This window comes from Phormidium sp. FACHB-592, assembly GCF_014695795.1.
GTDB lineage: Bacteria > Cyanobacteriota > Cyanobacteriia > Leptolyngbyales > Leptolyngbyaceae > Stenomitos.
Genome location: NZ_JACJOZ010000052.1, coordinates 138266 through 163338 on the forward strand (window position 1 = coordinate 138266; position 25073 = coordinate 163338).

Consider the following 25073-nt stretch of genomic DNA (forward strand, 5'->3'; position numbering starts at 1 on the left):
TGCAAAGGACAGAGTAAGTCTTTCCTCAAATACCAAGCATTTCTTCAATCAAAGCTTAACGGATTTTGGTAGCATTGCCCAATCAGCAAATGATTTTATTTTATCTGAAGCATATCAGGTTTAACGGCTCCTGGCTCACTTCCTACTGCTTGCTCTTCAATGCAGAACAATTAAATCGCGTTTTAACTCAAAGAACTTGACTGTTCTGGATTAAGCGATCGCTGAAGAATGAAGTGTAACCAAAGCAGGCATTAAGCTCACCAACCGAACAGAGATCAAAGAGACCCCAAAACCAATACCTAGGTATCAAACGTTTGCTGCCTGTGACAAAACGGTTAGAACAACCAGGTATTTCTAAGCCATTCAAACCTTATAAACCCTTACACACATTACTCAGGAGCAATCATGGACAGCCTAACCAATCAGACTGTACTCATTACTGGAGCATCCAGTGGCATCGGTGCCGTTTATGCCGATCGCTTTGCAAAGCGTGGTTACAATCTTGTGCTGGTAGCACGCGATCGCACTCGAATGGAAGCTCTAGCCAACCGGGTGCGCCAGGAAACTGGGGTAGCAGTTGACATCCTTCAGGCAGATCTTACCGAAATGGGTGAACTTGCCCAGGTAGAAGAGCGGCTACGCACTGATACACGCATCAGTGTCCTGATTAACAATGCAGGTGCCAGCGTTGCCAGCAGTTTCGTCCAGCAAAGCCCGGACGAAATAGCTAAAATCATTAGCCTCAACATCACAGCATTGACGCGGCTCTCCAGTGCCGTTGCTCCACGGTTCGTCGAAGCAGGCGATGGCGCGATTATCAACATCAGTTCGGCAGTTGCGTTAGTACCGGAATTTGGTCTGACTATCTATGGCGCAACCAAAGCCTTCGTCCTCTTCCTCAGCCAAGGTCTCCACTCTGAACTTGGACCGAAAGGAATTTATGTTCAGGCTGTTCTACCAGCATCAACGCGGACGGAAATCTGGGAGCGCTCAGGTTGGGATTTGAATGCGCTACCGCCTGTGATGGAAGTGGATGATCTAGTAGATGCCGCCCTAGTTGGCTTCGATCGCCGCGAAACTGTTACCATTCCATCACTTCCCGATGCGGAGCAGTGGAATACCTTTGACGCGGCTCGGCAGGTCATGCTGCCCAATCTCAACCAAGTACATCCCGCAAATCGCTATCGCCTTGTAACGTCCATCCAGGAGTAATCCTTGCAGTTGCGATCGCCACATTCAATCTTGAACTTGAGACTTTATGGTAAGACACATCGCTACCGAAACGACCGAGATTGAAGAGCTATGTGTCTTGTCTTTCTCATACTAATGAAGTTATCAACGCGAGCGAGACGGTTGAAACTGCTGCTATGAGCTAATACTCAGTCTTTGACACCAATCCCAGATTAAAAGCCTGCTTTTAACTTTCACGATCGGGCTTAATGTTCACAAAATGGCTACTTCAGGTATCGCTAGCTAACTTCTTTTGATTCTTAGTACGAACCATCTGGCTACCCAATGGAAGAGAAGCATCCTTTCTAAAGATGAGGAGTTTTGTAGTTTCCATTTTCATGAGCCTTTGAAGTACCAAGGTAATTTTGTAATGAAGCAATGGCTCGGTAGTTCCCTTCCACAATTCTGGGAACAGCTCGAAAGCGAGCTATGAAACCTTCTAGCTGAATGATGCGCTCCTTCAAAGTAATCAAGGTTCGGTTGTCTTGCTCTTTTTTCTCTACCAAAAAATTGACAGGTGCTATCAAAGTTTCCGTTTGAACTAAACGGCTATCCAAATTGGCAATTAATTGGCTAGTTTCCTTAGCTTGCTGCTCCAAGCTCGTATCTTTGCTTAGAAGCGCTTCGATCGCATTAATATTAATAGACTCTACAAAGGATTCAATACGAGTTAGACGGCTATCTAACCCTGCAACCAGCTGATTAAGTTCCTTGATCTGTTCTAAATTACTCTTCTGTTGCAATGATGCTTCGATCGCAGCCAAGCGGTTTTGCAAGGCAATTGTTTCCTGGTCACGTTTATGTAATTGTTCAATCAAATTACCAAACTTTGATAACAAATCCTCGATCGGAGCAATGCGATCCGTAGGTGGGCTCTCCTCAGATTTGCTGTCAGAAGTGGGCTTTGATTTCATACTCCGATTAAGTAAAGTAATTAACCATTGCGCTACAGCCATAACTGTTTCTTCAACAATGACTTGTTGCACAGTTGTAGAGCTTTGTTCTTCTGGAATATTTGTGACCTGCGGAGGCTCAGATCTGTTTTTATTCAGTAGTCCTTGGAGCCAATGCATAATTATTCTTTGCTTCTTTTAGTATTAAGTTGGTTGTTAGTAAGTGTCTGCATCAGATCTAGCCTTGAGTAAAGCTAAGGGCTTCAGGTGGGTTAATCGAAAGCTTACTCATAGAAACTACCTATTAACATAATGTTAATAGGTAGCATAATTATGAAACCCCCTTTGTACATTGATAAAACTCGTGAAGCATCTAAATTACTCTAGGCTTCTCAAAGTTTTTAGAGGTTTACTTCATCAGCTGAGTTGATAGGAACTAGCTTGTAGAGCGTTTCACCACTTGATTTTTCAACCTTCGGTTGCGCTGAGGTGTTTATATCTTCAGAGACTTTCTTGACTGCTTCCAATGTCTCTTGCACAGTACCGTTAACATCCTTGCTTGTGTTTTTAATAGCACCTAGCGCATGTTGCACCGTGCCACTAACACCTTCGGCTGTCTCCTTAACTGTGCCACCAGCATCCTTCACCGTGTCGTTAACACTTGTAGCAACACTGTAAACGGCATCCCCAACCTCCTGAACAGTATCATTGACACTTACAGCCGTCGTTTTAACGGTATTGCCAACGTCTTTTACAGTGCGGTTGATGCGATCGACTACCCTTTTGTTTGTTAAAGCACCTGCAATTCCACCCAAAGTGGCTCCTATAAGCACCCCGAGCGCAACCCTAGCAAAGCCATTGTCTGTTATCTCAGAATCTGGGTCAGCGTAAGGGATTCTTGCAGGCTCATCAAGGACGGTTTCATCTCCTGTAGAACGCTGCTTGCTACTACTTGCCATCCTAATCTCCTTATCGTTCTTTTCTCCTTGGAATAGCTAACTTACATACTGGAGATGTATCCTTGGGTTGGGCTAAATTCAGTTTGATCACTAAACTCAGTTTGAGTCGAGATATCAGCTTCGACCTGCATTTCATCTAGCCCGTGGTTGATAGACGCTTCGATATCATCAGCCACAGCTTTAGTTGTTTCTGCTGCCTCAACAATTGATTGATTGGCTGCTTCACTGGAAGCTTCTACTGAATTCGCCATACCTTTTATCGCTTGGTTAATGCTCTTTGTACCGCTCTGCGCTACCTCAGCAGTAACAGTTCCTACTTGCTTAACGCCATCAGCAATGCCCTTTGCGGTGTCTACACTGCTACCAACTACTGCATAGCCGACGCCTTCGCCAATACTCTTAGCTGCATCTCCTACACCTCTAGCAGCGAGATTCAGCCCTGAACCTACCGTTTTAGCCGCATTACCTACACCTTCAACGGCATGGTTAACACCATTAGACGTTTTCTTACTGGCTAAAGCACCCGCTAATGTTCCTAAGGTTGCACCAATCAGTCCTCCCACTAATGCTCTAGCAAGGGTAGGATTAAAGCCTTTTCCCGCTGATTTAGTTTCAGTTTTGCTGTTGGGCATAACAGGCTCTTTCGACGGTGTTACGGTTGCAGATTCTACAGTCGTACTTGAAGGAGCATAGGATGAGCTGGTACTATCAGGTACAAAACTTGTACTATCCTGCATTTTTTCGCTACCCTGCATTTCAGGCTGCTGGTTACTGATCATCGTTGCTTCCCCTGTATATAAGATGGTTCACTAGTTGTTTTGAAAGCAAATCAATTCGGTATCAAAACTTACTTTCTTCAGGCTAAAAATGCCTTCAGCCTAACCTGAAGCAAAGCGTGGCATACCCGCTATATAAGCACTTATAACTAGCTACTTACCTTATCTGTGGATGTAGATCCTTAAGGCAAGAGTATACCTAAAGTTGCAGCTTCAAATGTAGTTGGGTAGTATACTTGGCTTCATACTATAAAGGCACATCGGCAGGCGTTATTTAATAGGGCTTACGTACAAGCTTTAAGCAATGGCTCTTTGAGTTACTGATAGAACCATCATCAAGTAGCTCACGTTTAAGTTGATAAGGTAATAGTGCCGTTTTGCAAATGGTAGAGAGAACAATAAGGGTAAAAGAGCAAGTTATTCAGCAGACTATGAAACTTTAATTGTTATACTTAGAGTGTATCCCAGACGACATTAACAAGAATGGGAAGACTCCTTTCTACCCGCAATCCCGTAGTCACAGTGTTCATGCGTTACTTAGGGATTACTCCAGTTTGTTTGGCAGCGATCGTAAACTATTGAAAGCCATTGACTGCCTAAAAAGAAGTATTAGTATGAATAATGTGTGAGCCAAGTTGCAACAATTGACGATGAGCAACTTTTCACTCAAACGTGTTTCTAATCAATTCCATCTATTAAAGTAGGACTTTTAAGCGGTTCCAAAGATGGAACCGCTTAAAAGTCCTACTAGGTCTAATTTAATTGAGGCAACGGATGGGTAAAGTTATTCCAACATTGAAGTGATACAACCGCTTCTAATCTAGAATTGCCCGTCAATGGTAATCAGAGAATATAGCGGTTGAGTTGGCTAGCTGACGATTGGTTTGCGCTGCCCTGCTTTTACTTGTTGCCTAACTGCACGTTGGGAGTTTGCACAGTGGGAGCGTATTGACCATTCCACTTCTCAACTCTGGCTTTCTCCACTTGTAGTTGTTCGTATTGGATTAATGCAGGTGTGACTGACTTCGCCAACTTTTCATTAGCGTAAGCATCAGCATCAGCCTGCACCCGTTTTACGCCAGCCTCACCTTCCGCTTTCGCCTTGTTAGCGCCTGCTTCTGCTTCTGCCTTCGCTTTGTTAGCTACTGCCGTTTGTGCGTCCTGCTGCGACTGAAAAGCACGGTTGATGGAAGCCTGAATGTTTTCTGGCAGTCGTGGCGGATTGAGCAAAGAGATTTCTTTAATGTCTAGCTGTGGAAACTTGTTAGCGAGACACGTCTGCACAGGCTTTGCAAATGTTGCCGCACTGCTTGCTAATTTTACAGGGTCAAGACCGCTGGCTGCTTCGTTTGCACAATCTCGCAAAGCATTCCGCAAGGCACCATTATTAAACTCATCTGGAGCGACTCGGTACAAGCGAAAAAACTCATGTAGACGAGTGTACTTCGGTTTATCGTCGCTAACGGGACTGTAACGGAAGCGGTAAGTCACGCCTAAGTCCATGCTGACCGAAGAACCACCGATCGAGAAATTGACTGATTGATCCTTATCATCTTCTTTGGCAAAGGAGTAAGTACGGAAGAAAACTGGGTATTCATAGAACTGTTGTGTAGCGGTGTTGTAACGGACACGCCCACCTTCAAAGATTTGAGCGTTCTCAATGCCCTTCTCTTGCCCGTAGCTATCGACCAGTAAAGCAACATAGCCAGGATCGACCAACTCACCGAGAATCACGTTGCAGCCTGATAGCCCAACGGTAGCAGCCAAAGCTAGACCACCGATCGCAACGTTACCGAGATTCAATTTCATTTTTCCTCTTTAAGAACATTTAGTGGTGATTCAAACAATTGGCGATCGGACTTAAACACTTCCAACCGCTCTAAGCACTCATCCCTAGACATTGGGGGCACATCTAAGCATTCCCAGCTTGAAACCCGTACCTTCGTCTCACGACGGATTAGCATGGCGACTTTCGTAGCTCGCTGCAACCGAGTGAAAACTCTGGCACCAAAAGCAATGGGAAAGACGATCGCGGCACCGTCCATCAGAAAGCCGACCCACCAGTAGTTGGAGTTGATCACCTGTGGCGCATTCCACAACAAAGCGATTGAACAACTACCACCAATCAATCCGGTTATGATCCAGGTTTTGAGTGTTTTCTGCATAAGAGTGAACTACAAGATTCGGTAGGTCTATTCCGGTTCGCTTTAACAGCACAACCTAAAATTCGATCGCGATGACATGAGCACGACTGTTAACACCCAGTTTCTTGAGAATGTGGCGCGATCGTAGCGCTATCACAGCATGCTACGAAGGACAATTTGCACGCTACTTACGGATCTAAAGCGTTACCACTGAAGGTCTAATGATAAAAGTTAGTGGTTGCAGCTAACCTCGAACATCTACCAATAACCGCTGCTCCGTCCGCACCAACAGAATGGTGGCTTTGGCGCTCATAAAGTGCAGTTGGCAGGCGTTAGGGCGATTGCCAACTCACAAATACTCTCGCTACCACCACCTTTGCTGGGGAAAGCCATTCTTAGCTACCCATATAAGGCTCTCCTGATTAAAGGAGCACGAGAAGCATACTCATCCAAAATGTAAGCGTCAAATAGATTCATAGAGCTAAGCAATATTCCACTGCAATACACTTGTTAGCTTGCTATTTAGCGGTTTCGGCTTCTTTTTTTGATAAATGCAGTTAAGAAAGACAAGCCAATACCCCACAAAATGCTATTGGGGACAAATTGCAAAAACTGTATTAGTAAGCTAGATTCCCAGTTTGAAAAAATGGGAGCTAACAACATGACAAGTGGAAAGTGCAGAATTGCTGTTGCGGCATTAATGATAATCTCGAGGACGCTAGGTGGAGCGCCAGCGAGACGCGTCCAACTTATACCAAATGAGATAAAAAAGACAACTACGGTAACTACGAAGTGGAGAGAAGATATGAAAAGAATGATTAGTGTCTTTCTCATCTCAAAAGTAAGGTATGGGATTACACTGCGTACGACAACCTGACGACCCACTTCACCCACAGATAGTGGTTTTTGGGAATCAACTAATCATCTTAAGACGGTCGGTATGCAAGCGAATGGTTCGGCGATGAGTGTACATATAAGCCTTGCTAATTGTGGCTTGCAGCAAAGACTTAGAATCGATCGATAGCTACTAAAGCTTGCCTTCTACAATTCCGTATAACGTCACTCGCCACCCACCAAGCGCCGTAGTTTCGTAAGGGCACGCGCGATTAAATTGGTTGAATGTGTCTCTCTGACAGCCGCTGGTGCTTGCAGCAAAGCGTCCAGACGATCGTGCACTTCGCGCGTCGCTAGGCGCTCTTGCCACGGCGCAGCATCCAGGGCATGCAGCAAGGTTTTCGCTTCGCGGTAGGTGAGCGGGAGCGCCAGTTGTTCGTCGCCACGTTGTGCCAGGGTTTCCGCCTCGTAATCACAATAAGCTTTGGCGGCTGCGAGTGCCGACGCATATTCTAGAGTGGGCAGTCCGCCGCGTGCCGTAGACTCGCTAAAAGGCTCATAAGTGCAACAGGCGAATTGGCTGGGCAATTCGTAACCATCTACCCTGGCAGTGATGGAAGAAGCAGTTACGACACCCGGCATCGACTGCGTAAAACGATAAATTTCAAGCAACCGCCCGTTGTAGGTTTCTTCGTAAAGCTTGTCGATCATGCCTGTCATAAGCTGTTGGTGCTACTTTGATTAAAAGGCTGTCTGCCTAACATACCCAGACAAAGCTGCCACACACGCTGCACTTAATGACAACGCAAGCAACGGCAAACAGTGACAGGTCGGCGATAGCTCTGTTTGTTCTAAAGTGCCCTTTGATCAGCACGGCTAACCAGGCGATCGCCTTTCCCTTCTAAACTTACTCTCGCCTGGCACAAGTTCTCAAAGCTTTGCACATCAGCCATTACGCCGTCCCACTCCCAAGAACTATTGCCTCATCAAGGTTTTAGTGCTGTGTTCCTTCATGGTCAGGAACGGTGTTATCCCCTTCATACAGTTTTTAGCAAGCTGAGCCAGATGGCAGCACCTCACAAGACCAGGTTTTGGTGTTTGAAGCAGCCTAAGTGTGAATGCTGCCATCTGGCATAATCATCCCCGTAAGGATGGCACCCGTGAATTTGACCATGATGCGCTCAGCAAAGCCAACTTTGGCTCCTCGAAGGTCAGCGCCGCTTAAATCAGCGCCACTTAAGTCAGCCCCAATTAAATTGGCACCCTGAAGATTGGCATGGCGGAGATCAGCTTGCAGCAAATTGGCGCGAAATAAATTGGCACTCGCTAAGTTGGCATTGGAAAGATTAACTTTATGCAAAAAAGCATCGCTGAGATTCGCGTGGCTCAGATTGGCTTGACTCAAGTTGCGACCAGAGAAATCTTTCTCTCGCAAATCGGCTCCTTGCCAATCAGTACCGCTTAAATCGGTTGTAGCCCGACGGCTTGCTGAGGCAGGTCGAGGCGACGGCTGCTGCCAAGACGCAAAATTGGAGGGCTGTTTAGCAGACGATCGCGGTGGAGCAGCTTGAGAAGAAGATTGAGTTTGCGATGGCTCTGGGCGTGGTGGCTGGTGATAGTAAGCACGAGCCTGTCTCCGATCGGCATAGCTTCGGTCTGCTTTTCTGTCGGCATCGCGGTCAGTCTGCGCTTGGCGGTGAAGCGGGCGCGAACGCAACTGATCCCGTGCCTGATTAAGTGCTTTGAGCTTTTCTTGCGCTTCCGCTTGTAGCGTTAGATCGTCTTTAGGCAGGCGATCAGGATGCCACTGAAACGCCAACTGGCGATAAGCCTGATTGACTGCCTCAAGGGACGCTCCAGGTTTTAGTCCTAGCACTCGATAGTAACGATCAAAGTCACTCATGCGATCGAGACAAGTGGGGTTCTTCCTTATGCTACAAGGCAGTGGTCAAGAATGGGGGAAAGGAATCGTCGTACAGCAAAAGGGGTTATAGGTTACTTATTAAGAGGCAACACCACAAGTCTATATTTGTCTTTCTAGAGTTTACTCATGCTTATTAGCTTCTATTCTTTATTTGAGAAATTATTCAAACAAAATCACTGGCTATGTTTTAAGAAGTACGCTAGGGAATAGTTGTACTTCCCAGCTTAATCTGCTGAAGAGCATTAATGCGGCTGCAAGAACCATTACCTCCAGCATCACAGCCTCGCCTTAGAGTGCCGCTTCGTGCTGTCCTGATTATCCCCTTTATTCTGCAAATTTCGATTGCAGTTGGGTTAACCACTTTCTTCTCGTTACGCAATGGTCAGAAGGCAGTCAATGATGTTGCATCACAGTTACGCAATGAAGTAACAGCACACATCTCTCAACACCTGGCAGATTATGTCGCAAAGCCCCAACTTGTGACCCAAATCAATGCAAATGCCGCTCGATTTGGCACGTTAGATTTGCAGAATGCAGCGAGCCTGGAACGACATTTCTGGCAGCAAATGCACGTCTTTAATGCCACACAACCGATCGCCTTTGGCAGTGAACAGGGAACCATCCACTCGATCGATCGTATGCGTGATGGCTCGCTGGTCATTCGGGTGATTGATTCATCTACGAATGGCAAATATCATACCTATAGTATCGACCAACAGGGCAACCGCGATCGCCTGCTTAAGGTCAACACTACCTTTGATCCACGTACCCGCCCTTGGTATGTCGAAGCTGTTCAAGCCAAACAGCCAACATGGACTAACGTTTATCCCTACTTCTCATCGTTGGGGTTGGCAATCAGTGCGACCCGCCCTGTTTATGACGAAAGGGGGCGGTTGTTAGGAGTGACCAATGCCACCCTATCTCTAGTAGAACTAGGCAACTTTCTCAGCAACTTGAAGATTGGACGTTCGGGGCAAACCTTCATTGTGGATCGATCGGGTAACCTGATCGCGAGTTCTACCTCTGAGCAACCGTTTCGCTCACGGCGGGCGGGTGGAGAGGAAAGGAGGGAACGGATACCCGCGATCGCCAGCCGAGATCCAGTCACCCGACAAACTGCCCAATACCTTGAACATTATTTCGACAACTTCAATAATATCCGGGCTAGCCAGCAACTTGCCTACACTATTAATCAGCAACAATACTTGATTCAGGTCGCTCCATTTAGCGATCGCTATGGATTAGATTGGCTGATTGTAGTAGGTGTTCCAGAAGCCGACTTTATGGAACACATTGAGGCGAATACCCGAACTACAATTTTGCTATGTTTGATGGCATTAGTGGTCTCCACCTTGATGGGTATCCTCACATCCCAATGTATTGCCCGTCCCATTGCCCGTGTAATTGCAGCAGCTCAAGAAATTTCACATGGCAAGTTAAATCAAACCATCACGGCTAGAAACATTGAGGAATTGGATAGCCTCACTCAAGCCTTTAACCAGATGTCCATGCAGTTGCAAGCCTCGTTTGCCGCTTTGGAAACTGCTAATGAGGAGCTTGAAGTGCGGGTCGAACAGCGAACAGCAGAGTTACAGGAGCGATCGCTGCAACTGAAGCAAGCATTTGATTTTGAGGCAACGCTCAAACGCATTACCGATCGTGTGCGTGACACCCTGGACGAGTCGCAAATTTTGCAAACTGTTATGCAGGAATTAACCGCCGTACTTAGGGTGGAATGTTGCTCAACAGCTATTTATGACCTGGAGCAAAATGTTTTAAACATCACTTACGAATATGCGAAACCCACTTGGGCTGCTAGTCGAGGGCAGCGGATCCCGCTAGATACTGATCCTTTTGGCATCCATCAATCCCTTATGCGAGGACAGGATCTCCAATTGTGTCAGTTGTTTCCCAATTTTGGTCGCTCCCGCGCCAGCATCCTCGCCTGCCCTATTTTTGACGAACAAAGCATTTTGGCAGATATTTGGTTATTCCAGCAAGCCGATCATATTTATAGCGATCTGGAAATTCGCCTGGTGCAACAGGTCACAAATCAATGTGCGATCGCCATGCGTCAGGCACGACTGTACCAGGCAGCCCAAAGCCAAGTTGAAGAATTGCAGAAATTACATCGTCTTAAAGATGACTTCTTGAGTACGGTGTCTCACGAACTGCGAACCCCCGTTTCTAATATGAAATTAGCTATCTATATGCTGCGATTGGCACCCGATTTAGAGCGGCAACAGAAATATCTCAACATTTTAGAAACAGAGTGTAAGCGAGAAGTTGACCTGATTAACGATCTACTCGACCTACAGCGCTTGGAAGCCAGCGATCAATCAATCGCTCTACAACCCATTGATTTACAGGAGTGGCTGCCTCCCATCATCCAATCGTTTCAATCGCGACTGCACGCTCGTCAGCAAGCCTTCACGTTAAATCTGCCTCCAACAACACACATCCTCCACTCCAGCCCTGACAACTTGGGACGGCTTTTAGCAGAACTACTCAACAATGCTTGCAAATATACTCCGTCTCACGGCGAAATTTGCTTCACGCTTCACCAAGACCTCGATGCCTCTTATTCTAATGAACCTCCTTCGCTGCTCACACAATTTGAAGTTCGTAACCAGGCAGAGATTCCCCAAGCAGAAATCTCCCACATTTTTGAGAAGTTTTACCGCATACCCAATTCGGATTTGTGGAATCAAGGTGGCACTGGTTTGGGGCTGGCTTTAGTAAAGAAGCTGGTTGAGCAACTGGAGGGCGAAATCACAGTCAACAGCGAAGATGGTTGGACAACCTTTAAAGTAAGCCTCCGAAGTGCCTTGCTGTAATTCTTAATGTTAGCTAAGTAGGAGGGCTAAATTAAGCATTACTGAGAGACCGAGTTTCGACTGCGCTCAACCTGCCGTCACACAAGACTGAGAGCATTCCGACTTCGCTCAATGCGTCTTATAGATTTACGCCCAGCTACTTACAAACTTGTGCCGTAGTGCGATCACAACGCTTACAGGCTAAAGTTTCCTAGGGCAGGCTAACACCTCACCTGCACCTGGTTTGTTCAAGAATTGTATAAAAATCAACAAACTCAATTTTCAGTTGGCTACACTTAATAGTATTCAGCTAGTACTTGCAGGGGTGGTTATTTCCCGAAGACTGTTGACTTGCAATGTGTGAGGCTAGTGTTCCTATTAAAGGAGGCACAAAAAATTAGTAAGGTTTTACTCTGAAAATTTGGCGTTTTGAGGAGCGAAAACTAAATCACATCGGCTATTTGGCTATAGGAGCGTAACCTTTGGCAAGCCAACTTGACATTATCCCAGCGAGCTTTGCCGAAGTGCTGTGGTTCTAACAAATTCCAACTGATTTAATTTCTGTTCCTAAAGAGTTATCAACCTTCTTTTTAGCGCTTCATCTAGAGGTTGAACTGTTCATTGCCCATACTGATCTAACTTTAATTGGATGTCTAGCTTCTAGAGTAACTGAAGCGAGTCAGGCGTTCGTTTGCTCATTCTCTCCCTACATGAATGTCTCTTTAATCGCTCGCTACCCTGGAAGATTTGAGCATCCCTCAGTGCAAGAAACAGCGCAGAGAAGGTTTTTGTCTTAAAGATTGATCTTTCATAGCAAGGGCTTTGTGCCCAGTGCGTTGCGTGGAGGAGTAATTAATCTCCACGAAATTGACATCAATACACTTTAGTACTTTAAAGAAATGTCATGCGTTGAAAGAATTTACGCAGCGCCTCCGCACTCGGGGGCGGTCGTTTTGGGTCGAACACTGTCCTCTTTATTGGATGAAGCGTGTAATAACACTCCGAATGAACATGCATTCCATCAATGGACAGAAACAGGCTGGCAACCTTTAGCAAATCAGGCTTTCCGCTCGCTTGCTGAAGCGGTGGCAGTGGGATTGTTAGATTTGGGGCTAGAGAAGGGCGATCGCGTTGCGTTTTTAATGCACAGTGATCTCAATTTTTGCCTGCTTGATATGGCATGTCTTTTAGCAAGTTTAGTTGACGTGCCCATTGATTTAACCCAAACACTGGAACACATTATTTTTGTTCTACAGCACAGTGAAGCGAAAGCACTCATTGTCTCGAATGTGGATCTGCTGACGCAAATTGCGCCCTATCTTGGCAAGACACCTCATTTACAGACGGTGATTGTGGCTGAAGCACCATCCGGCTGGCTGCCAGCGCAGTTGACTTGTGTGATGTCATCAGTCGGTACAACGACGGACGATCGCGCTTTGGCAAGCGGCAGTGCGATTCCTGAATCTGCTTGTCTAGAAATTCCGTTAGTGTCTCATTCGGTTTATGCTGATCAACCGTTAGCAACGGTGCCCCAGTGTATTCAAGTGCTGGTACTTGAAACTGTCAAACAGCAAGGACAGGCTAACGTTTCAGTCGATCGTCTACAACAACTGCGTGCGGCATTAAAGCCCCATGACCTTGCCACCATCATTTATATTCCAGATGAAAGGGGGCAGATACAGGGCGTAATGCTCAGTCACGAAAACCTTTCTGCTAACGCGATCGCGTCATTTTCAGGCATTGAGAACTTAAAGCGTGGCGAACAGGAAGTTGTGCTTTCATTTTTGCCCCTGAATCATGTGCTTGCCAGAGTCATGCTCTATGGGCACATTCACTATGGTCATTGCATCTATTTCTCAAATCCAAAGCGCGTATTTAAACATCTCAAAGATGTTCGACCCACTGTTTTAGTCACTGTGCCACTCTTTCTGGAGAAGATTTACGACAAGATTTTAGAAAGAAGCTACCGATCGCCACAAATCATAGTGAAGGAGCAAACTTACAGCGAAGGGATTATTAACGACAGAACCACATCGTTACTTTTTCCGCTCCTTGTTTCGCTCAAAGCGTACCTTCGTCTTACTCTGTCCTTACTGCAATTGGTACCAGTGCGATGCAATCAGTTGTTACTCCAGGGGGCGCTGAAACTAGCTCAACGCTATGAATTAGGACAGGCACCGACCGGGCTATATGCGCTTTTGTTAAAGGTTGCCGACCGGTTTGTGCTCTCCCAGTGGCGGGCAACCTTTGGCGATCGTCTGAAATATCTCATCTGTGGCGGGGCGTTCCTTAGCGCGGAGATTGTCAATGCCTTTGCAGCCGCAGGCATGATGATCTTTCAAGGCTATGGTTTGACGCAAACAAGTGCTGTCGTTTGCTGCAATCGTGGGCAGTGGAATCGGGCCGGAACAGTGGGTGTTCCCATTGCTGGAGTGGAAGTGGCGATCGCAAATGATAGTGAGATTTTGGTGCGTAGTCCGTATGTCATGCAGGGCTACTACAAGAATTCTGCTATGACACAGGAAGCCATTGACACTGAAGGCTGGTTCCATACGGGTGACTTGGGCACCTTTACCGATGAAGGAATGCTCAAGCTTACAGGTCTCAAGAAGGCATTGTTCAAGCTTTCAACAGGCAAGTATATTGTGCCACAGCCGATCGAGGAGCGCTTGAAACGATCCTCACTGGTGGCACACGCGGTCGTCGTTGGCTCTGAGCAAAAATTCTGTGCCGTGCTGCTTGTACCGAATCTAGAGGCGTTGCATGTGCAGGCCCTGGAAAACGGTATTGATGGGTCGCTGGAAACATTGTTGCAGCATCCAGCCATTCTGGCACTGTATCGAGCCGTCGTTGATGCTGCTAATTGTCATTTGCCGTATTGGGCTACTGTGAAACGGTTTCGGCTCATCAACGCCACAGTCTCTGTGGAAAATGGGCTGCTCACATCAAACGGAAACATTGATCGGGCGCATGCGATCGCCATGTTCGTCACCGACATAGCTGCCCTCTATCAAGATGATTTGGAACGACGAGTCAACGAGCGCGATACCGCAGCCGTGGCGATCGTTTCTGTTTCCACATCGGATTGCCCTGCCTTTGCCCAATCGTTAAATCCACGATTAACCACCTAACAAAAAGGGGTTTTAGAACCATGTTTAAACCGTTCCGAACCGCCGCTGTCCTGGGTGCCGGAGTGATGGGAACCCAAATTGCCGCTCACCTTGCGAATGCGGGTCTTACCGTCCATTTGTTGGATCTTCCTGCTCAAGCGGGCGACAAAAATGCTCTGGTAGAAGCGTCGTTTAAGAAAGCGCTCAAACTTTCACCGCCCATTTTCTTTACTGCCAAGGTTGCCCATCGCGTTATTCTAGGTAACTTTGATGACCACTTCGATCGCTTAGCGACGGTTGATTGGGTCATTGAGGCAGTAGTGGAAAAGCTTGATGTCAAGCAACAGTTGATGGAACGACTGGAAGCAGTAGTCCGTGAAGACACAATCGTATCCACTAATACGAGTGGTTTGCCGATTCACGCGATCGTTCAGGGACGCTCAGAATCATTCCGACAACGCTTTTTAGGTACGCATTTTTTCAATCCACCACGCTATCTTAGGTTGCTGGAACTCATTCCCACGGCGGACACTGATCCACAAGTTTTGGAACGCCTGCGGTGGTTTGGACAGTTGCATCTGGGTAAGGGTGTAGTGGTTGCCAAGGATACGCCCAACTTTATTAGCAACCGGATTGGCACCTATGCCATCCTGCTGGGGCTAAAAGCCTGGACTGAGATGGGCTACACGATTGAGGAAATTGATACGCTCACTGGCACACTTGTGGGTCGCCCAAAATCTGCAACCTTCCGTACTGCCGACTTAGTGGGTCTGGATACTTTGTTGTATGTCATCAAAAACCTGTATCCGGCGATTCCTCATGATGAAAGCCGAGAGCTATTTCGTGTTCCCCCTGTGCTGGAAAAATTGGTGACAACCGGAACCCTGGGCGCTAAGTCAGGACAGGGCTTTTACAAAAAACAGTCGGGTGAACTGCTTTCCTTGAATCTTGAGACGCTGGCATATGAACCCGCAAAACCTATGGCTTTGGGCGCGATCGAGGCGTTGAGCAAATTGCCTTTGAAGGAACGCCTTTGTGCCCTGTACCAGGACACTGGTCGCGCCGGAACCCTCTTCCGCCAGATGACCCTGGACTTGTTGAGTTATAGTGCGCACCGCTTACCTGAAATTGCCGATAGCCCGGTGGCAATCGATCGCGCCATGCGTTGGGGCTTTGGCTGGGAACTGGGACCCTTTGAGCTATGGGATGCTTTAGGCTTTGAGACGGTGCTGGCTGACATGAAAGCGGCAGATATGAGCGTACCCTCACGGGTAGAAACGATGCATCACAACGGTGCCACAAGCTTTTATTGGCATGAGCATCATGTGTATGAGCCTGGACAACACTATGTGCCGATGGAAATGCCAACGGATGAAATCGATTTGCTTGCCCTCAAAGCGAATCCAACCCATACACTCTGGCAAAACTCAGAAGCGGCGCTATTGGATTTGGGCGATGGTGTGGTTTTGTATGAGTTTCGCTCTAAAGGAAATACGCTCAGCTTAAAGGTGGTTGAAGGCTTAGCCGAAGTCCTGGATCTGCTGGAAACTCAACCTTTCAAAGGGCTGGTGATTGGAAACGATAGCGCTCATTTTTCAGGTGGGGCTAATCTCGCCGAGATCGGCATGATGGCGCAGTCTGGTAATTTCGATGCGATCGCAGATCTCATTGTCCAGTTTCAAGCCATTTTGCAGCGCATCCGCTATGCACCTAAACCGATCGTGGCAGCCATTCAAGGGCGAGCGCTGGGCGGAGGCTGTGAATTGGTGATGGCGTGTCCACACGTGGTTGCAGCCGCAGAAACCTACATTGGTTTGGTGGAATTGGGCGTGGGTCTGATTCCAGGTGCCGGTGGCATCATGCGAACGGTTGCGCGTGTGTCTGAACGAACTGCGAGCCTTTCATCTAGCCAAATTCAGCCATTTTTGCAATCAGCGTTTGAAACGATCGCCACAGCGAAAGTTTCTTCGAGTGCCTATGAAGCACAGGAAATGGGCTATCTGCCGTGCGATACCCGGATTTTAATGAATGGCGATCGCCGTCTTTTTGCAGCGAAAGCCGAAGTGCTTCACCTCGATCGTCTGGGCTATACTCCACCCCCCGAACAGACCGCCATTATGGTGCTCGGTCGTCCTGCCAGAGCGGTCTTAGAACACATGGCGTACGTGTTTGAACAAGGTGGGTTTGCCAGTGCTTACGATCGCTACCTCGCCACTGAGTTGGCTTATGTGATGACGGGTGGAGACCTCACAGCTCCTGCGTTGGTTCATGAAGACTACCTGCTGCAACTGGAGCGAGAACACTTCTTGCCCCTTCTCAGCCAGCCCAAAACCCAGGAGCGGATCGCTCATATGTTGAAGACCAAAAAACCATTGCGGAATTAGGAAATGGGGGAGGGGGATAAAGGATGAAGGCTAAAAGCTGACCACTCAACCAACTTAGAACTTCTCATTGCCCTTTCTACCCAACACACATTAGGAGAGCGTCATGAAAGATGCATATATTGTTAGCAGTGTTCGGACGGCAGTTGGTAAAGCCCCTCGTGGGGCACTTCACACTATGCGCCCCGATGATATGGGTGCGATCGCCGTGAAAAGTGCCATCGATCGCGTCAAAGGGCTAGAATCTGGCTTGATTGATGACATCGTGGTGGGTTGTGCCTTCCCTGAAGCTGAACAGGGTTTCAATCTTGGACGAGTTATTGCCCAACGTGCTGGGCTACCCGACAGCGTTGCTGGAGCAACGGTTAATCGTTTCTGTGCGTCTGGGCTGCAAGCGATCGCCCTAGCAGCACAGGCGATTGAAACAGGGCAGGCGGAAGTGATGGTGGCAGGAGGAGCGGAATCCATGAGCTTGATTCCCATGGGGGGACATGGGATGGCTCCAAACCCAGAGCTGTTGGCAGAAACGCCCCAGGTCTATTGCACGATGGGCATCACCGCGGAGAATGTATCGCAGCAATATCACATTTCTCGTGCCGATCAAGATGCTTTTGCATTGCGATCGCATCAACGTGCACTGGCAGCAATTCAAGCCGGGCGCTTTAATGAGGAAGTGATTCCGATCGCGGTAAAGGAAACGCTTTATGTTGATGGCAAACCCCAAACCATTGAAACGGTACTGCGGGTTGATGAGGGTCCTCGCTCTGATACCAGTCTAGAAGCCCTTGCCAAACTGCCTGCCGTTTTCCACAGCAGAGGCTCCGTGACAGCGGGTAACGCTTCTCAAATGTCGGATGGAGCCGCCGCGACTGTCATGATGAATCGGCGAATGGTGGATGAACTAGGTGCAGAGCCAATGGGGCGACTGCTGGGGTTTGCTGTCGCTGGTGTACCACCCGAAATTATGGGCATTGGTCCTGTAGCCGCTATACCAAAAGTGTTGCAGCAGGTCGGCTTAACGCTTGATGACATTGGGTTGATTGAACTGAACGAAGCCTTTGCGGCACAGAGCCTTGCTGTCATTCGTAAGCTGGGTTTGAACGAAGACATCACTAATGTCAATGGTGGCGCGATCGCCCTAGGGCATCCACTGGGTATGACCGGCGCAAAGCTCACCGCTACGTTACTGCATGAGATGAAGCGACGGGGCATTCGCTATGGACTGGTTACCATGTGTGTGGGCGGTGGCATGGGTGCTGCTGGTGTGTTCGAGAATTTGATGGTTTGACGCAGGGGTGGGTTTAATGACTATGACATTGTTTAAAGGCTCAATTTTTGGTTAAAACCCATCTCTACGCAAAGTTGCCTCTTTGACCATAAATCCGTTATTGGTTTGGTGAACGATCATGTCTCTACCATTGGCGATCGCAATTCCAGGTCTATTTTTCTTGCTGCTCCTGTTGGGGTATGTGGGGGTTCCACTTTGGGTGTGGACGTTGTACGGTGCAGCAACCCTCATGGCTTTTCATAGCCCCCTTTGGGGATGGGGTATCTTTGCTGTTTTGGCATTGATGTTAAACGTGCCAATGCTCCGTCGTCGCCTGCTGACGGCACCCATCATGAAGGGCATTCAAACACTCCATCTTCTACCAAACATTTCTGCTACGGAAAAAGCCGCGATCGACGCTGGCACCGTTTGGATTGAAGGTGAGTTTTTCTCAGGTGCACCAAACTTTCAGCGGTTACTCCAGGAACCCTACCCTCAAGTAACGCCCGAAATACAGGCATTTCTAGATGGTCCCGTTGAGCAAGTCTGCCGCATGGCAACGGATTGGGACATTCAGCGTCGCAAAGATCTGCCACCAGAAGTCTGGGCGTACCTGAAACAAGAACGCTTCTTTGGCATGATGATTCCCAAAGAGTATGGCGGGTTAGGTTTTTCTAACTTGACATACAGTGCCGTGATGGTAAAACTAGCGTCACGATCGTTTACCCATACAGCCACCGTTGGCGTGACCAATTCTCTGGGTCCTGCCAAGCTCTTGCTCAGCTACGGCACGCCGCAACAGAAAGCTTACTACCTGCCGCGCTTAGCCAGTGGCGACGAAATTCCGTGCTTTGCCCTTACAGAACCCAACGCTGGCTCCGATGCAGCCAGTATTACATCAAACGGAGTGGTGTTTCGCGGCGACGATGGCAAGCTGTACCTGCGCTTGAATTTCAGCAAACGCTACATTACGCTCGGCGCGATCGCCACTTTAATTGGACTTGCCTTTAAACTGCGCGATCCAGACCATCTTCTGGGTGACACTGAAAATGTTGGCATCACCTGCGCTCTGGTGCCAGCCAAAACCCCCGGTGTTATTTTAGGGAAACGGCATGACCCGATGGGCGTTCCTTTCTACAATTCGCCGATCGAAGGGCGTGATGTGATTATTGCGATCGACCAAATTATTGGTGGTATTGAGCAAGCGGGTCAGGGTTGGAAAATGCTGATGCAGGCACTGGCGGCGGGTCGAGGCATTAGCTTTCCGGCGACCTGTACAGGCGTAGCTAAATTAGTGACGCGAGTGACTGGCGCTCATGCCACCGTACGACGACAATTTGGGCTTTCCATCGGTCGCTTTGAAGGTATTGAAGAACCGCTCGCCCGGATTGGTGGGCTGACCTACCTGATGGAAGCGGCTCGTCTTTACACCGTTGGAGCAGTGGATCAGGGAGAAAAGCCATCAGTGGTATCGGCGATCGCCAAATACCAGTTTACGGAACTCGCCCGCAAAATCACGAATGATGGAATGGATGTTTTGGGTGGGTCGGGTATTTGCCGAGGACCCCGAAACCTGCTGGCGAATATTTACACCGCCATGCCCATTCCCATTACGGTGGAAGGCTCTAACATTCTCACCCGCACGTTAATGATTTTTGGGCAAGGCTCCATTCGGTGCCATCCCTATGTCTATCAAGAAGTGCAAGCGTTAAACAATGGAGACACGATCGCGTTTGATCAGGCTTTGTGGAATCACCTTGGTTTTATGGTACGCAATGGGTTTCGCACCCTGCTGCTCAGCCTCTCGCATGGAGCATTGATTCGTTCTCCTATAAGAGGCGCAACGGCGACCTACTACCGTAAGCTGGCATGGGCATCGGCAACGTTTGCCTTTCTCACTGATCTCGTTCTGCTTGCCTTTGGTGGTTCTTTAAAGCGGCGCGAAAAGCTGGCTGGGCGCTTTGCCGATAGTTTGTCCTGGCTGTATTTGGGCATAGCAACGTTACGCCGTTTTGAGGCAGAGGGTCGCAACCCAGCCGACTTGCCCCTGGTGCATTGGTCAATGCAGTATGCCTTTGCTCAGATGCAACAAGCCTTTGAAGGCATTTTTGCCAACCTGTCCATTCCTATACTGGGCGGTATCTTTCGAGGATTGGTGATGGCATGGTGGCGGCTCAATCCGATCGGTCTTCCACCCTCCGATGACCTGGGGCATGAAATTGCCCACCTGTTGCAGACTCCTGGAGAAACGCGCGATCGTCTGACGGCAAACATCTACATCCCATCTCATCCTGATGAGCCATTAGGACGGTTAGAGCAAGCCTTGCGCCTATCACTGCAAGCCGAAGCAATCCTCAAAACCATCAAAGCAGCTAGTCATACGGGGCAGTTGCCTCCAGGGAAACCAGAAACATTGCTGGATGCTGCCTTGAGTGCGGGTGTGATTACCGAGGCGGAGACACAGTTGGTGCGTGAAGCAGAGACAGCCCGCAATGACGCCATTCAGGTTGATGCCTTTTCGCTAGAGGACTACCAGACGGGTACACAACCCATTCCTGCCACAATGACGTTGGTTTAGTTGTGAGGAGACTGCAACGGGAACGAGCTAGAGTGCTTACTTATCCCGTGCTGACCACGCCCCCGACACCAGCATCACCAGTCCACCCGCAAAAATGGCGATCGCCAAGCCTCCCAACACCATGTCCATGCTATTTAGTGGTTCCATCGGTTCTCTCCGTTGTGCCTTACGTTAACTGTTCTAATCAAATGCGTGAGCGACGTTTTGAGGCTCGTTGGGCGTTGTGCGATCGAGTGGTCTAAAAAATGCGTCACCTGCTTGAGCTTGTCATGAGTCAAAAACGCGTTGCATCCTAATGTAAGGGCGATCGCAAGCGGCACCAAAACGGCAACAGGACAGCCAGCCGAACCGTTATGAGGCGAGCTTGTCAAGGCTCTTCACCTGGCTTTACCGCGCGGCATCAAGCGTGTAGCCCAACGATCATTGAGCATTAACGCTAGCCGTGACTGGTCGGCGATGCTGTCGCTTCATTGTATTGTTTCAGCAGTACCAGTGGATCTTCGTAGCTGTCTACAGCAGTATTCGGGTCTCGACTGCCCGGCACACTCATAGCCCATCAACCAACCCGGACATCAAAGCGTTTGCATAGTTGTCAGTTTGCTACAAATTACGCTCAGACTTGTTTCTCTGAATGCGAAACCTATCTTTTCGAGAGTTGTAGCAGTCGGAGGAAACGTTAGGACAGACATAAACCTTGAAACATCCTTTAAGCAATGGCTTCTATGCATCCCTCATCCTGTTGCTATAGCGTGCCAAAAGGGAATTGGTATAGCAGCGCTTTAGTGTGCAAGGCACATCTTGCTCATGTAGCCCTGATTTCAGTTAATAGACCTCGATGCTTTGTGCAGAAGGTCTCTCGTAGACAAGGTGCTTAGTTAGTCCTACAATACCAAGCAAGACCAAGAAGTAGTTGAGCATGACTTTGACCAACCACCTGCTGAGTGCTTTGCCACCAGCGATCGTGACTAAGTTGGCTCCTGCGATGGAAACAGTCGTGTTGTCAAAAGGCGATCGTCTGCACGAGCCAGGGGACGTCATCGCTGCGCTCTACTTTCCTTTAGATTGTGTGCTGGCGATCACACTGACCATGAGTGATGGTGCTAGCGCCGCTATAGGGATTGTTGGCAGCCGTGAAATGATTGGTCTAAACGCCGTAATGGGGCGTAGCGCAATGACACAAACTGCCTACATGGTGCAGGTCACAGGCAGCGCCATCAAGCTCGAGGCACGGGTCTTACTAGCTGCCTTTGATCGCTATCCTGCCGTGCGTGCGGTGCTGCTGCGTTATACGCAAGCCTTAATTGCGCAAATGGCTCAAAACACTGCCTGTAACAGCCGCCATGCGCTCGAACGGCGCTTAGCTCGCTGGCTTTTGGAAGTGCATGACCGCGTAGCAGGGGATGAAGTCATCCTCACGCAGTCCTTCCTGGCGACCATGTTAGGGGCACCGCGTTCAAGCATCACGCTAGCCGCCCACAGGTTTCAAGAGCACGGTTTGCTGCGTTACCGTCGTGGGCACATTCACATCTTGCAGGCAACAGGGTTAGAAAGCTCAGCCTGTGAGTGTTTTCAAGCGATCAAGGCGGAATACAATCGCTTGCTTGGCACAAAGCCTGGAGCACTCCCGTAACCTCACTCACGTTGGTAGCCAAAGCTAGTCAGGGAAGCACCATCAAGCACTTCCCTTGAGCACAAATGTGGCTCAGTTTGAGCGCTTGCAGCACTACCAACCCTAAATGCACCTACGTTACTTCTATATAGCAGTCCTAAATCAGTTGTGATACCAATTTGATTTGTGAATGCGACAGAGGCGACCCCCCTGCCTTCAGCTCCACCTTATCAAGGGGAACTGAGGGGGATCGGTTGGAGGTATGTTCTGTCGTAGGGTCTGTTTAAGTTGGTATGAGATTGAGGGGCTTTGTGAGCAAGGATTCCACTGGAATCCTTGCTCACAATCCAGATAGGATCGTCATCGTACGAGACCGTACTGAATGCCAGCACCATAACCCTTATGCTGGAGCTTAGTTTGCTAGGACGAAACGCCTTGCCTCTGGCTCCGAGGATAAAGCAAGCAGCTCTGGTTGGCTATCTATTGCCTTACATCCTTCTCTGCTTGCGATGACTGCTATGTTTGATGCTGCCTCCTTAAGGTCAGGCTTACGCGTGCTGGTCGTTGATGGGCATGCCGATTCTCGAGTCTTACTGACAAACTTATTTGAGCTTTATGGGGTTGAAACAACTACCGCTACCTGCGTCCATGAGGCGATCGCCAGCCTGCACCAAGCGTTTCCCGACCTCCTGATTAGCGAGCTGCTGCTGCCAGGTGAAGATGGCTACGCGCTCATAAGCCAGGTAAAAGTTTTGGAAGCAATGTATCAGGTGCAACTGCCAACGATCGCCTTGACCGTCTGCACGACTGAGCATGATCAAATACACGCCCTCACGGCAGGATTTTGTCGGCACTTAGCCAAACCATTAGACATCGACGAGTTAATGGCAACGATGGCGGGTCTTACCGCACAGGCAAAGGTTTAACTGCTTTAAACTGTTGCCGTTGTCAGACCTTGTTCGTTACGCAACACTCTCTACTCAGCGTCCAGTACTTTTAGATACTGTGGTGGAACCTCATCGACCAGCCAAACACCGTTGTCTGAGCAGTAAAAAGTAAAGCCTGCCTGGTGCATTGCCGTGGTGTCGATCGCCAAAATTATAGGACGACCATGCCGCATACCGACCTTGCGAGCTGTTTCCATCTCTCTAGACAAATGTACGTGGTGTCGTGACATTTTGAGTAAGCCCGATCGCAAAATGGCTGACACCGATGGTTTACCTGTACCGTGATACAACACATCTGGAGGTGTTTGTGGTTCTAGCTGCAAATCCACATCAACGCTATGTCCCTGATTCGCTCGGATGCGAGTTTTTGTGTCATCAAAGGAGAACCGCTGCTTATCGCTAGCGGCAACAACTTCCTCTAACTCCGCACGAGCGAAGAAGAACTGATGCGCTGCACAAGCAGACAGCAACTCATCAACGTTGACCCAGCCACCAGGAGCAAGCGTAAGTCCAAGACGTTCTGGCGTATGCCGCAGATGCTTGCTCAAATATTTACTAATTTTGACCAGGCGTGTTTGTTCCATTTGCCATAACCTCCGTCAGCCCTTCGTCTCAATTACGTTTCTCCTATTGACCCACTTGTAGGGTATGGCGCGTTCTCAATTTTCTAGCCACTGCTTTACCAACGTCTGAGAGACATAACCCTTATCACCAAAGCCCCTGCCAATCAGCTGTTTGCGGTCTTTCATTCACAGAGCACTGCTTCGAGAGAGCGCACCTGACTCCGTACTGGAGCGACTTGCTGGATGGGAATCTCAATAATGAACTTCGCTCCCTGTCCGGGTGTGGAGTGGCAAGACAACTGCCCCCCATGCTTCTCTGTAATAATTTGATAACTGATCGAGAGCCCCAAGCCCGTGCCCTTGCCGACTGCCTTCGTGGTAAAAAACGGATTGAACAAGCGGGTACGCACCGTTTCGGCAATGCCTGGACCATTGTCAGCGATGGTGATTTGGACTGTGCCCCGACCGGTCACGGCGGTATGCAGCCACAGCGTATTGGGCTTGGTCGCGATCGCTTCAAAGGACTGCCCCTGATTCGCTTCCTCAAACGCATCGATCGCATTACTGAGAATGTTCATAAAGACTTGATTGAGCTGTCCGGCATAACACTCCACTAGCGGTAAGGGACCGTAGTCTTTCACCACCTGAATCTCGGGTCGTTCGGCCCGTGCCTTGAAGCGGTGCCGCAGAATCACCAGCGTATTCTCAATGCCCTCGTGAATATCCACCGCCTTAAACTCCGCTTCATCCAACCGTGAGAAGTTGCGTAGCGACAGCACAATTTCGCGAATTCGCTCCGTCCCCACCTTCATCGATTGCAGCATTTTGACCAGATCCGTGAGCAAAAACGCTAAGTCAGCGTCCTCCACGGCCGCCTGCAACTCCTGCGGTGGCTGCGGGTAAGCGCTCTGATAGCGTTGCAGCAGACCAACTAGCTCCTGTGTGTACGCCTCGACATGGTTCAAATTGCCATGAATGAAATTGACGGGGTTATTAATTTCGTGTGCGACTCCAGCCACCATTTGTCCTAAAGCGGACATCT

The 25073-nt window shown here is 48.7% G+C and carries 18 protein-coding genes; 8 read left to right on the forward strand and 10 right to left on the reverse strand.

Annotated elements, in window-relative coordinates; genetic code table 11:
• Positions 1 to 405: 405 nt before the first annotated feature.
• Positions 406 to 1212 carry an SDR family oxidoreductase gene (locus tag H6F86_RS14745; RefSeq protein ID WP_190449356.1) on the forward strand — a complete coding sequence of 269 codons (807 nt, stop codon included), beginning with the start codon at positions 406 to 408 and terminating at the stop codon, positions 1210 to 1212.
• Between the two features lie 323 nt (positions 1213 to 1535).
• Here the strand turns inward: H6F86_RS14745 and H6F86_RS14750 are convergent, their stop codons facing one another.
• The 7 genes from H6F86_RS14750 to H6F86_RS14780 all read right to left on the reverse strand — a co-directional run bounded on the left by H6F86_RS14750 (position 1536) and on the right by H6F86_RS14780 (position 8739).
• Positions 1536 to 2303 carry a hypothetical protein gene (locus H6F86_RS14750; RefSeq protein ID WP_190449357.1) on the reverse strand — a complete coding sequence of 256 codons (768 nt, stop codon included), beginning with the start codon at positions 2301 to 2303 and terminating at the stop codon, positions 1536 to 1538.
• A gap of 221 nt (positions 2304 to 2524) precedes the next feature.
• Entirely contained in the window at positions 2525 to 3082 is a 558-nt protein-coding gene (locus H6F86_RS14755) for a YtxH domain-containing protein (protein ID WP_190449358.1), read from the reverse strand.
• 41 nt (positions 3083 to 3123) lie between these two features.
• Positions 3124 to 3861, reverse strand: a complete 738-nt coding sequence (locus H6F86_RS14760) for a hypothetical protein (protein WP_190449359.1) — start codon at positions 3859 to 3861, stop codon at positions 3124 to 3126.
• An 897-nt stretch (positions 3862 to 4758) separates the two neighbouring features.
• Positions 4759 to 5667, reverse strand: a complete 909-nt coding sequence (locus H6F86_RS14765; RefSeq protein WP_190449360.1) for an SPFH domain-containing protein — start codon at positions 5665 to 5667, stop codon at positions 4759 to 4761.
• Positions 5664 to 6023 (reverse strand): hypothetical protein, encoded by a 360-nt coding sequence (locus H6F86_RS14770; protein ID WP_190449361.1) that lies wholly within the window; start codon positions 6021 to 6023, stop codon positions 5664 to 5666. The genes H6F86_RS14765 and H6F86_RS14770 overlap by 4 nt, the downstream gene beginning before the upstream one ends.
• 1038 nt (positions 6024 to 7061) lie before the next feature.
• Entirely contained in the window at positions 7062 to 7556 is a 495-nt protein-coding gene (locus H6F86_RS14775; RefSeq protein WP_190449362.1) for a hypothetical protein, read from the reverse strand.
• A gap of 388 nt (positions 7557 to 7944) precedes the next feature.
• Positions 7945 to 8739, reverse strand: coding sequence for a pentapeptide repeat-containing protein (locus H6F86_RS14780; RefSeq protein WP_190449363.1), 795 nt, complete (start codon positions 8737 to 8739; stop codon positions 7945 to 7947).
• A gap of 266 nt (positions 8740 to 9005) precedes the next feature.
• Between H6F86_RS14780 and H6F86_RS14785 the strand changes: the two genes are divergently transcribed.
• The 5 genes from H6F86_RS14785 (at position 9006) to H6F86_RS14805 (ending at position 20912) form a co-directional block, all read left to right on the forward strand.
• On the forward strand, positions 9006 to 11597 hold the full coding sequence (locus H6F86_RS14785; RefSeq protein ID WP_190449364.1) for a cache domain-containing protein: 2592 nt from the start codon (positions 9006 to 9008) through the stop codon (positions 11595 to 11597).
• A 932-nt stretch (positions 11598 to 12529) separates the two neighbouring features.
• On the forward strand, positions 12530 to 14707 hold the full coding sequence (locus tag H6F86_RS14790; protein ID WP_190449365.1) for an AMP-binding protein: 2178 nt from the start codon (positions 12530 to 12532) through the stop codon (positions 14705 to 14707).
• Between the two features lie 20 nt (positions 14708 to 14727).
• The gene (locus tag H6F86_RS14795; RefSeq protein WP_190449366.1) at positions 14728 to 17070 is read left to right on the forward strand and encodes a 3-hydroxyacyl-CoA dehydrogenase/enoyl-CoA hydratase family protein; all 2343 of its coding nucleotides are present in this window, start codon (positions 14728 to 14730) and stop codon (positions 17068 to 17070) included.
• A gap of 103 nt (positions 17071 to 17173) precedes the next feature.
• Positions 17174 to 18355, forward strand: coding sequence for an acetyl-CoA C-acyltransferase (locus H6F86_RS14800; RefSeq protein WP_190449367.1), 1182 nt, complete (start codon positions 17174 to 17176; stop codon positions 18353 to 18355).
• A 118-nt stretch (positions 18356 to 18473) separates the two neighbouring features.
• On the forward strand, positions 18474 to 20912 hold the full coding sequence (locus H6F86_RS14805; protein WP_190449368.1) for an acyl-CoA dehydrogenase: 2439 nt from the start codon (positions 18474 to 18476) through the stop codon (positions 20910 to 20912).
• A gap of 134 nt (positions 20913 to 21046) precedes the next feature.
• Here the strand turns inward: H6F86_RS14805 and H6F86_RS14815 are convergent, their stop codons facing one another.
• Complete coding sequence (locus H6F86_RS14815; protein WP_190449370.1) at positions 21047 to 21283, reverse strand: hypothetical protein; 237 nt, start codon at positions 21281 to 21283, stop codon at positions 21047 to 21049.
• A 545-nt stretch (positions 21284 to 21828) separates the two neighbouring features.
• Between H6F86_RS14815 and H6F86_RS14820 the strand changes: the two genes are divergently transcribed.
• Together H6F86_RS14820 and H6F86_RS14825 are read left to right on the forward strand one after the other, a co-directional pair.
• Entirely contained in the window at positions 21829 to 22542 is a 714-nt protein-coding gene (locus tag H6F86_RS14820; protein WP_190449371.1) for a Crp/Fnr family transcriptional regulator, read from the forward strand.
• Positions 22543 to 23030: 488 nt separating this feature from the next.
• A complete protein-coding gene (locus H6F86_RS14825) occupies positions 23031 to 23447 on the forward strand; it encodes a response regulator (RefSeq protein WP_190449372.1) in 417 nt (138 codons plus the stop codon).
• Between the two features lie 50 nt (positions 23448 to 23497).
• On the opposite strand, the gene H6F86_RS14830 is transcribed toward H6F86_RS14825, so the two are convergent.
• On the reverse strand, positions 23498 to 24052 hold the full coding sequence (locus H6F86_RS14830) for an RNA 2'-phosphotransferase (protein ID WP_190449373.1): 555 nt from the start codon (positions 24050 to 24052) through the stop codon (positions 23498 to 23500).
• 161 nt (positions 24053 to 24213) lie between these two features.
• Positions 24214 to 25073, reverse strand: an 860-nt coding sequence (locus H6F86_RS14835; RefSeq protein ID WP_190449374.1) for an ATP-binding protein, incomplete at its 5' end; no start/stop codon positions are given.